This is a genomic window from Mycobacterium sp., assembly GCF_025933915.1.
GTDB lineage: Bacteria > Actinomycetota > Actinomycetes > Mycobacteriales > Mycobacteriaceae > Mycobacterium.
On the sequence record NZ_JAICZA010000050.1, the window covers coordinates 18,652 to 28,852 of the forward strand.

At 68.3% G+C, this 10,201-nt stretch carries 7 protein-coding genes; 3 read left to right on the forward strand and 4 right to left on the reverse strand.

All coding sequences use genetic code 11. The annotated features are described in order from the left end of the window. The first annotated feature begins 71 nt into the window (after positions 1–71). Positions 72–1,808: a GMC family oxidoreductase gene (locus Q0W90_RS10445; RefSeq protein WP_297699511.1), complete on the forward strand. Its 1,737-nt coding sequence runs from the start codon at positions 72–74 to the stop codon at positions 1,806–1,808. A gap of 48 nt (positions 1,809–1,856) precedes the next feature. Here the strand turns inward: Q0W90_RS10445 and Q0W90_RS10450 are convergent, their stop codons facing one another. Further along, complete coding sequence (locus Q0W90_RS10450; RefSeq protein ID WP_297774454.1) at positions 1,857–2,759, reverse strand: TauD/TfdA family dioxygenase; 903 nt, start codon at positions 2,757–2,759, stop codon at positions 1,857–1,859. A gap of 60 nt (positions 2,760–2,819) precedes the next feature. On the opposite strand from Q0W90_RS10450, the gene Q0W90_RS10455 reads away from it, so the two are divergent. After that, entirely contained in the window at positions 2,820–3,395 is a 576-nt protein-coding gene (locus Q0W90_RS10455) for a TetR/AcrR family transcriptional regulator (protein ID WP_297774456.1), read from the forward strand. Here the strand turns inward: Q0W90_RS10455 and Q0W90_RS10460 are convergent. The 3 genes from Q0W90_RS10460 to Q0W90_RS10470 form a co-directional block, all read right to left on the reverse strand. Beyond that, positions 3,389–5,755 carry a glycoside hydrolase family 65 protein gene (locus tag Q0W90_RS10460; RefSeq protein WP_297701182.1) on the reverse strand — a complete coding sequence of 789 codons (2,367 nt, stop codon included), beginning with the start codon at positions 5,753–5,755 and terminating at the stop codon, positions 3,389–3,391. The genes Q0W90_RS10455 and Q0W90_RS10460 overlap by 7 nt on opposite strands. Beyond that, a complete protein-coding gene (locus Q0W90_RS10465) occupies positions 5,752–6,492 on the reverse strand; it encodes a beta-phosphoglucomutase family hydrolase (RefSeq protein ID WP_297774458.1) in 741 nt (246 codons plus the stop codon). Before Q0W90_RS10465 ends, Q0W90_RS10460 begins: the two co-directional genes overlap by 4 nt. A gap of 125 nt (positions 6,493–6,617) precedes the next feature. Next, positions 6,618–8,207 carry a PPE family protein gene (locus tag Q0W90_RS10470; RefSeq protein ID WP_297774460.1) on the reverse strand — a complete coding sequence of 530 codons (1,590 nt, stop codon included), beginning with the start codon at positions 8,205–8,207 and terminating at the stop codon, positions 6,618–6,620. A gap of 254 nt (positions 8,208–8,461) precedes the next feature. On the opposite strand from Q0W90_RS10470, the gene guaA reads away from it, so the two are divergent. Beyond that, the gene (gene guaA, locus Q0W90_RS10475) at positions 8,462–10,045 is read left to right on the forward strand and encodes a glutamine-hydrolyzing GMP synthase (protein WP_297699832.1); all 1,584 of its coding nucleotides are present in this window, start codon (positions 8,462–8,464) and stop codon (positions 10,043–10,045) included. Positions 10,046–10,201: the final 156 nt, after the last annotated feature.

The following is a 10,201-nucleotide window of genomic DNA, read 5'->3' on the forward strand; positions in this document are numbered from 1 at the left end:
GCAGCTCATCGCGACGCTCGGGGAGAACCCCTCGCTGGCTTGTTACCGGCCGGTAAGGCCATACTGGTGCGATGAAGCCGGATTACGACGTGCTGATCATCGGTTCGGGTTTCGGGGGCAGCGTCAGCGCGTTGCGGCTGACGGAAAAGGGCTACCGCGTCGGCGTTCTGGAGGCCGGACGCCGGTTCGCCGACGAGGATTTCGCCGAGACGTCCTGGGATCTGCGTAAGTTCTTGTGGGCACCGAAGCTGGGTTGTTACGGCATTCAGCGCATCCACCCGCTGAAAAACGTGATGATCCTGGCCGGCGCCGGAGTGGGTGGCGGCTCGCTGAACTACGCCAACACGCTCTACGTGCCGCCGGAGCCGTTCTTCAAAGACCAGCAGTGGTCGCATATCACCGACTGGCGCGACGAGCTGATGCCGCACTACGACCAGGCGCGGCGGATGCTGGGCGTGGTGGAGAACCCGACGTTCACCGACGCCGACCGCATCGTCAAACAGGTCGCTGACGAGATGGGCTGTGGCGACACGTTCGTGCCGACGCCGGTCGGGGTGTTCTTCGGTCCCGACGGCACCAAGGCCCCGGGCAAAACCGTGCCGGACCCCTACTTCGGCGGTGCGGGGCCCGAGCGCACCGGCTGCCTGGAGTGCGGATGCTGCATGACCGGCTGCCGCTACGGCGCCAAGAACACCCTGCTGAAGAACTACCTCTTCCTCGCGGAATCGGGTGGGGCGCAAGTTATTCCGATGACAACGGTGAAACAATTCCAGCAGCGTCCCGACGGGCTGTGGGAGGTCCGCACGGTGCGCACCGGAAGTTGGCTGCGCCGCGACCGGCGCAGCTACACCGCCAAGCACGTGATCCTGGCCGCCGGGACGTGGGGCACCCAGCATCTGCTGTTCAAGATGCGCGACGAGGGCCGGTTGCCCCGGCTCTCGAAGCGCCTCGGCGTGCTGACCCGCACCAACTCCGAGTCCATCGTCGGCGCCGGGCGCCTCGAGGTCTCCCCGGATCTGGACCTGACCCACGGTGTGGCGATCACATCGTCGATCCATCCGACGCCGGACACCCACATCGAGCCGGTCCGGTACGGCAAGGGTTCCAACGCGATGGGGCTGCTGCAGACGTTGATGACCGACGGCCCCGGGCCCGAAGGCACTGATGTGCCCCGTTGGAAGCAGTTGCTCGAGGCCGCCCGGGAGGACCCGCGCAGCATGCTGCGGTTGCTCAACCCCCGCCAGTGGAGCGAGCGCACGATGATCGCGCTGGTGATGCAGCACCTGGACAACTCGATCACCACCTTCACCAAACGCGGGAAGCTGGGTATCCGCTGGTACACCAGCAAGCAGGGCCACGGCGAGCCGAACCCGACGTGGATTCCGGTGGGCAATGAGGTCACCCGGCGCATCGCCGCCAAGATCGACGGCGTGGCCGGCGGCACCTGGGGGGAGCTGTTCAACATCCCGCTGACCGCCCACTTCCTCGGCGGTGCGGTGATCGGCGACGACGCCGACCACGGGGTCATCGACCCCTACCACCGGGTCTACGGCTACCCGACGTTGTTCGTGGTGGACGGCGCAGCCATCTCGGCGAACCTGGGCGTCAATCCCTCGTTGTCCATCACCGCCCAGGCCGAGCGGGCCGCCTCGTTGTGGCCGAACAACGGCGAGAACGACCAGCGTCCGGTCCAGGGTGAGCCGTATCGCCGGCTGGATCCGATAGCGCCAGCGCACCCGCGGGTGCCCCTCTCCGCCCCGGGTGCGCTGCGCTGGTCACCGGTCGATCCGGTCAGCTCGGTCAGCTAGCGTGACGATCGCGAGCGCGGCGTAGCCGGGCGCTGCGGGTCGTCACCATCAGCTGGCCAGCACTTCGAGCGGTGTGCCGCTGACCACCCGGCTGCACTCGCCGCGCACATTGACCGGCACGTCGCCCATCAACGTGATCCGGTGCATGAGCCGGGGCTGGTCGTCGTAGTCGTCGATCGCCCGATGCTGGGTCGCGCGGTTGTCCCACATGGCCACGTCGCCCGGAGCCCAGCTCCACCGAATAGTGTTCTCCGGCATGGTGATTCGTCGTTGCAGCAACTCCAGCAGCGTGCTCGATTCGTGGCTGTCCAGCCCGACGAAGCCGCGCACGAAATCGCCGGCCAGCAGGGCGCGTTCACCGGTCTCGGGGTGCACCCGCACCACCGGGTGTTCGGTGCGGAAGTCCGGCTTCTCGAAGGCTTGCCGAAACGCCCGCTGCGTGTCGCTCATCGACATGACCGCTTCGGCGCTCACGTAGTCGTACCGGTTGGTGTGCAGCGCCCAGAGGTTTTCCACCAGGTGCTTCAGCGGCTCGGGCAGATCCTGGTAGGCCGCCGCGGTCGAGGCCCACAGCGTCGAGCCACCATAGGTGGGCAGGGTGACCGCGCGCAGGATCGAGGCCGCCGGGTAGTTGGCGGCGAAGGTCACGTCGGTGTGCCAGCGGGTCGCCTTGCCGTACTCGGAGTCGATCGGCGTGATCACCGGCATGTGTTTGGCGGCCAGGGCGGACGCGGCCGGGTGGCCGATCGGAGTGCCCAGCAGGCGGGCGAAGTCGAGCTGCTGCGCGTCGTCGAGCTGGTGCTGGTGGCGGAAGAAGATGACCTTGTGGGTCAACAGCGCCCGGCGGATCGTGTCGACCGCGGCCTCGTCCAGGTGGCCGCCGAGGTGCACCCCGTCGACCCGGGCGCCGATGCGGCTTCCCAGCTTGGTGACGGTTATCTGACCTGTCATGTCGTCTTCCTTGAGTCAAAACGGGTGTAGTCAATTGACTACATTTGGTAGTGTAGTCAGATGACTACAACTTCCGCAACAGGCCACGGGAAAGTGCCCAAGGGGCGCGCGGAAGTGGCCGCGGCGATCCTGGAGGCGGCCACCGACTTGTTCGCCGAGCGCGGTCCGGCCGCGACCTCCATCCGCGACATCGCCACGCGGGCAGGCGTCAATCACGGCCTGGTGTTCCGGCACTTCGGCACCAAGGAACAACTCGTCGGCGCCGTGCTCGATCACCTGGGTGCCCACCTGAGCGCCCTGCTGGAGACCGACACGCCCGCGGAGGTGGTGCAGCGCTCTCTGGATCGCCAGATGCGGGTGATGGCCCGCACGGTGCTCGACGGGTATCCGGCGGGGCAGCTGCAGAAGCGGTTTCCCAACATCGCGACCCTGCTCGACGGGGTGCGGCCGCTCTACGACGACGAGGTCAAGGCGCGGCTCGCGGTCGCCAATGCCCTTGCGCTGCAGTTCGGTTGGCGGTTGTTCGCGCCGGTCCTGCGCTCGGCGACCGGGATCGAAGAGCTGACGGACGACGAATTACGCCAGGCGGCGGGCGCCGAGGTGCAGCGGATTCTCGGGCCCGCCGACGCTCAGTGAGGCCGGGACAGGGCCCGCCGGTGCATGGGCTCGCGGCCCGGAGGCTGGCGCGGTGGCGGGAGGTGTGGCTTGCGGGGACGCACGGCGACGGTCGTCGGGGATTCGGTGCTGAGCACCAGCTCGTCGCCGGCATGCCGGATGCTGAGCTCGCCACCGGGCCCATCGCGGATCGTGTACGTGACATCGGAATGGTTCACGTCGACGGTGAGCCGGAAATCGCGCCACCGCAGCCGGAATCGTAGCCGCGAAATCCCGTCGGGCAGTTGAGGATCCAGCGATAGCACGCCCTCGTCGTCGCGCAGGCCGCCGAAGCCGGACACCAGCGCGGTCCAGGCGCCGGCGAGCGAGGCCATATGCAAGCCGTCACGGGTGTTGTGGTGCAGGTCGCGCAGGTCGATCAGGGCGGCCTCATACGCGTAGTCATGGGCCAGGTCCAAATGCCCGACCTCGGCGCACATCACCGCCTGGGTGCAGGCCGACAGCGACGAGTCACGCACCATGCGCGGCTCGTAATAGTCGACGTTGCGGGCCTTCTGTTCGGGCGTGAACGCGTGGCTTCGCCAATGCATCGCCAGCACCAGGTCGGCCTGCTTGATCACCTGCGCGGGGTAGAGCCGCACGTAGGCCTCGTGCAGCAGCAGCGGATAGGTGGTGTTCTTGTCGAAGTCCCATTCCGCGAAGGTGGTGAACCCCTGGCACTGCTGATGGACCTCCAGGCCGGCGTCGTAGGGAAGGTTGGCCGCGTCGGCGGCATCGCGCCAGGCGGCCGCCTCCTCGGTGGTGACCCCCAGCGCCTTGGCCGCCTCGGGATGGCGGTTACAGGCGTCGGCGGCGGTATGCAGATTGTGCGCGGCCATCAGGTTGGTGAAGGCGTTGTCGCGCACGATCGCCGTGTACTCGTCGGGGCCGGTGACACCGTCGAGGTGCCAGACCCCGTGCCGGTCGTGATGGCCCAGCGAGAGCCAGAGCCGGGCGGTCTCCACCAGCACCTGCAGGCCGCAATCGGCTTCCAGGTCGTTGTCCCCGGTGACGACGCGGTAGCGCTCGAAGGCCATTGCGATGTCGGCGTTGATGTGCCAGGCCGCCGTGCCGGCCGGCCAGTAGGCCGAGCACTCCTGCCCGCGGATGGTCCGCCAGGGGAAGGAGGCGCCCTCCAGGCCCAACTCGGCGGCCCGCTCCTTGGCCAAATCCAGGGTTGAGGCCCGCCATCGCAGCGCGTCGGCCACCGTGTGCGGCGCGGTGTAGGTCAACACCGGCAGCACGTAACCCTCGGTGTCCCAAAAGGCGTGTCCGTCATAGCCGGTTCCGGTGAGCCCCTTGGCGGCGATCGCGCGGCGTTCGGCGCGAGCGCTGGCCTGCAACAGGTGGAAAAGCCCGAAGCGCACGGCCTGCTGGGATTCGGGGTCGCCGTCGACCTCGACGTCCGCGCAATCCCAGAAGTCGTCCAGATACTCCCGCTGCGAGTCCAGCAGCCCCTGCCATCCGCTGTAGCGGCCGCCGTGCAGCGCGGCGGCGACCTGGTCGCGCAGCGCCGGACGCGAGCGCATGCTCGACCAGCCGTACGCGAGGTACTTGACGATGCGCAACTTCTGCCCCTCGCGCAGCCCACAGATCACGGTGGTCCGGGCCAGATCGGCGCGCGCATCCGTGCTGACCTCCACGCGCCCGGGAACCTCGACCTCGTGGTCCATGCCGGCGGCCATCATCAGCGCGCTGCTGCGGGTGCGGTGCATGAGAACTGCTCCGGTATCGGTGTATTCGTGGTCGACCTCTTCGAGAGGGTTCTCCAGGATGGCCGACACCCGCGGGTCGCCGGAGGTCTGCGGCTGGTCCTCGTTGGCGACCAGTTCGGACTGTACGGTGACCCGCACGAAATCGCCGACCGCTTCCACGACGTACTCGATGGCGGCGAGGCCGCGGTGGGGCAGGGAGACCAGTCGGGTGGAGACCACCTTGACCTCTTTGCCCGCGGGCGAGCGCCAGTGCGCGGTTCTCGTCAGGGTTCCGGCGCGCAGATCGAGATTGCGCACGTGGGAGATCAATTCGCCGTAGCGGACGTCGAAGGGCTCGTCCTCGACCAGCAGCCGGATGATCTTGCCGTTGGTGACGTCGATGAGCGTCTGGCCGGCTTCCGGGTAGCCGTAGCCCGCCTCGGCATACGGCAGCGGCCGGATCTCGTAGAAGGAGTTCAGGTAGGTGCCCGGCAGGCCGTACGGCTCGCCCTCGTCGAGGTTGCCGCGCAGCCCGATGTGCCCGTTGGACAAGGTGAACAGGGATTCCGACTGGGCCAGCAGGTTGAGGTCAAGCTGGGTTTCGCGAACGTGCCATGGGTCAACGGGAAACGATGCATCGGTGATCATGACTGCAGCAACTCGGCGAGGTCGCTCACCACCACATCGGCGCCGTTGCGGCGTAAGTCCTCGGCTTGGCCCACCCGGTCGACACCTATCACGAAACCGAAGTTACCGGCCCGGCCCGCGGCAACCCCGGACAAGGCGTCTTCGAACACGGCCGCCGCGTCGGCGGGGACGTCGAGCAGCTGCGCCCCGCGGAGGTAGGAGTCGGGCGCGGGCTTGCCGGCGATGTGCTCCCGGCGCAGGGTGATGCCGTCCACCCGCTGCTGCACGAACCGGTCCAGGCCGGTGATCTCGAGGACGTCGCGGGTGTTGGCGCTCGACGACACCACCGCGATACCCAGGCCGGCGTCCGACGCGGCCTCGAGGTAGCGCCGCGACCCGTCGAACACCTTGACGCCGTCTTCCTTCAGGACCTTCTGGAACATGTCGTTCTTGCGATTGCCCAGGCCGTAGACCGTCTCGGCGTCGTCGGGATCGTCGGGGTTACCGTCGGGCAGCTCGATGCCGCGGCTTTCCAGAAACGAGCGGACCCCGTCCTCGCGCTTCTTGCCGTCCACGTATTCGCGGTAGTCCGCGGCCGCGTCGAAGGGGACGAATTCGTCGCCGGTGCGCTTGGCCCGCTCGGACAGGTAGGCGTCGAACATGGCCTTCCAGGCTTTGGTGTGCACACTGGCGGTGTCGGTGAGCACGCCGTCGAGGTCGAAGAGGCAGGCGCGCACTTTTTCTGGCAGACCCAGCACGGGTACTCACTCTCGGCTATCGGGGTTGGGCGCTATCCACTCCACCATGCCGACGTGCATGTCGCCAACGATCACCGGGTATTGCGACGGCGCGCCGGACGCCGGCATGTGCCGCGCTACCGGCCTCAATCGTCGTTGCCGCGTACTCCTTTGCCGTCCTCCGGGTCCCAGGTGCCCGGGATCATCGGCATGCCGGGTCCGCCGCCGAATGCATCACGGGCCAGGGTGGTCAGGCCCGCCGCGGCAACGGGTTCCCTGCGTCCCGTGCCGGCGAAGCCCAGGTTTCCGGCGCCGCGCTGCGACGCCGTCGTCGGCTCGTCCCAGTCCGGATCGACGTCGACGTTCATGTCCATGAACTCGTCGCCGCTGCCGCGTTGCCTCGCCCGCCGGCGCCGCCGGGTCCGCGCCGCCTCCCGCGCGGCCGACGCGGCGACAACCGCGGCCGAATCGGGCTCGGGCGCCTTCTTTTTCGCACCGGCGGCAGCGCTCGCACTCATTCCCGAACCACATCCGATGCCGGGAGGCGCAAGGGCATAAGGGGGCATGAACGGGACCGCACCCGGGGCCGGCGGCGCGGGCGGTGCCGGGCCGGCCGCCACGCTGGCCACCGCGCCGGCCGCGGGCGCGGGTGCCGACGCGGGTGCCGCGGCGGGTGCGGTGATCGGGGTCGTGCCGATCACCGCCGGCAGGCCGGACGGTGCCGCGGCGGGCGGGGCTGCCGGCGCCGCGACCGGCACGGGTGGGGGCGCAAGCCCGGCGAGGCCCGCGAAACCGGCCAGCGCCCCGAGGGGGGCCACGGCGATGAGCATGGGTATCAACAGCAATTGCGGCTGCGTCGGGAGCCAGCTCGCGAGCTGGGCCAGGTGGGTCGGCCAGTCGAGCAGCACGAGGTTGGTGATGAACTGGAAAGCCGCCGCCGGGTTTTCCTGCAGCAGGGACCCGAACTGTTGAAAATCCGAAAACAGTTCGAGGGCTCGAACCACCCACCAGAGCAGGTCTCCGGGGTTGGTGTAGGCCTCGTAGGGCAATCCGTTGAGGGTTCCCTCGACCGGGTCCCAGTCGAGTCCGAACAGCCGCAGGATCTGGGCGACGAACTGATTGAGCGGACTGTCGAATCCGTGCTCATGGTCGTGGTGGTCGTCGCCTTCCTCGTGGTCGGGCTGCGCGGCGGTGTCGGATTTCAGGATTGGCGGCGCCGGGTCGGTCTGCGGTATGGCCACCACCGCCGCCGTGGAGACGGCTTGATAGGTGGCCATCGTGCTGGCTGCCTGAACCCACATCCGCGCATAGTCGGCCTCGTTGACCGCGATCGGAATGGTATTGATCCCAAAGAAATTCGTCGCCACCAGGGCGCCGTGCACGACGTGGTTGGTGGTCAGCTCGGGCATGGTCGGCATCGCCGCCAACGCGGCGGTGTAGGCGGTGCCCGCCGTCTCATGCTGTGCGGCCGCCGCGGCGCTGTGCGCGCTGGCCTGCGTCAACCACGCCAGATACGGTGCATGCGCGGCAACGTAGGATTCGGCGCTCGGCCCCTGCCAGGCGCCGGCCTGCGCCGTTGCCAGCAACCCGCTGAGTTCTGCTGCCGCCGAGGCGTATTCGGCTCCCATCGAGCTCCACGCCGCTGCCGCGGCGAACAGGGACGCCGGCCCCGGGCCGCTGCTCAGCGACGTTGAGTGAACCTCCGGTGGGGCGGCCATCCACATCGGTGCGGTCATCGTCGGGCGCCCCGGCTGCGGTCGGCGATCAGCGGGGGGATTGCGGGAGGCAAGGCCATCACGGCAACTCCTGGCTGGGCGAGCGGTCAGAATCACCGAAACCGTAATTGAAAATGATTGTCGTTATCAATCGGCACCCACAACCTCATAGCAAAGGCATAAATTTGGCCGCGCACCGCGTTTCGCTGCAGGCCTCTCGGGCGGCGGCGACGCGGGTGGCCACTAGACTCGCTCGCGTGGCCGACCCCACTGAAATCTCTGCAGCCGAGGCAACCGATGCGTCCGGACTGCCGGCTCGTCCGGTGCTCGTCGTGGACTTCGGCGCGCAGTACGCGCAGTTGATCGCCCGCCGCGTCCGGGAGGCGCGGGTTTTCTCCGAGGTCATTCCGCACACCGCCACGGTCGAGGACATCAAGGCCCGGGACCCGCTGGCGCTGGTGCTCTCCGGTGGGCCGTCCAGTGTCTACGCCGACGGGGCCCCTCAGCTCGATCCGGCGCTGTTCGATCTCGGGGTGCCGGTGTTCGGCATCTGTTACGGGTTTCAGGCGATGGCCCAGGCGCTGGGCGGGACCGTCGCCCGCACCGGCACCAGCGAATACGGCCGGACCGAACTGAAAGTCCTTGGCGGAGAATTGCATTCGGGATTGCCAAGCGTTCAGCCGGTGTGGATGAGCCACGGCGATGCGGTCACCGCCGCCCCGGATGGGTTCGAGGTGGTGGCCAGCAGCGCGGGCGCGGCGGTGGCCGGCTTCGAGAACCGGGCCCGGCGGCTGGCCGGTGTGCAGTACCACCCGGAGGTGATGCACAGCCCGCACGGGCAGCAGGTGCTCAGCCGCTTCCTGCACAACTTCGCCGGGCTCGGCGCCCGGTGGACGGCCGCCAACATCGCCGAGGCGCTGGTCGAGCAGGTGCGTGCCCAGATCGGTGACGGCCAGGCGATTTGCGGGCTGTCGGGCGGCGTGGATTCCGCGGTGGCCGCCGCGCTGGTGCAGCGCGCCATCGGCGACCGCTTGACCTGTGTCTTCGTCGACCACGGGTTGTTGCGTGCGGGGGAGCGCGCGCAGGTGCAGCGCGACTTCGTGGCCGCCACCGGCGCCAACCTGGTGACCGTCGACGCGGCCGACACCTTCCTCGATGCGCTCGCGGGCGTGACCGATCCCGAAGGCAAACGCAAGATCATCGGGCGGCAGTTCATCCGGGCCTTCGAGGGCGCGGTGCGAGATGTGGTGGGGGATAACGGTTCCGGTGTGGACTTCCTGGTCCAGGGCACGCTCTATCCCGACGTGGTGGAGTCCGGGGGCGGCAGCGGCACCGCTAACATCAAGAGCCATCACAACGTGGGCGGCCTGCCCGACGACCTGAAGTTCACACTCGTCGAGCCGCTGCGGCTGCTGTTCAAGGACGAGGTGCGCGCGGTCGGGCGCGAGCTGGGATTGCCGGAGGAAATGGTTGCGCGCCAACCCTTTCCGGGCCCCGGTCTGGGCATCCGGATCGTCGGCGAGGTCACCGCACAGCGGTTGGACACGCTGCGGCGCGCGGACTCGATCGCGCGCGAGGAGCTGACCTCCGCCGGTTTGGACAACCTGATCTGGCAGTGCCCGGTGGTACTGCTGGGCGACGTCCGCTCGGTGGGCGTGCAGGGCGACAACCGCACCTACGGGCACCCGATCGTGCTGCGGCCGGTGACCAGTGAGGACGCCATGACCGCCGACTGGACCCGAGTTCCCTACGAGGTGCTCGAGCGCATCTCCACGCGTATCACCAACGAGGTCTCCGAGGTCAACCGCGTGGTGCTGGACATCACCAGCAAGCCGCCGGGCACCATCGAATGGGAGTAGGCGGCGCCCGCGAGACTGCAACTACCGACGCCTCTTCTCGGGAAATGCGTTGGCAATTGCAGTCTCGCGGCAGACAAAAACACCATTAGCCACAGCCGCCCCTCGCGTTTCTTGACGGTGTCAGAGGGTCGGTGTTTACTTCGAAATGTATCGAAC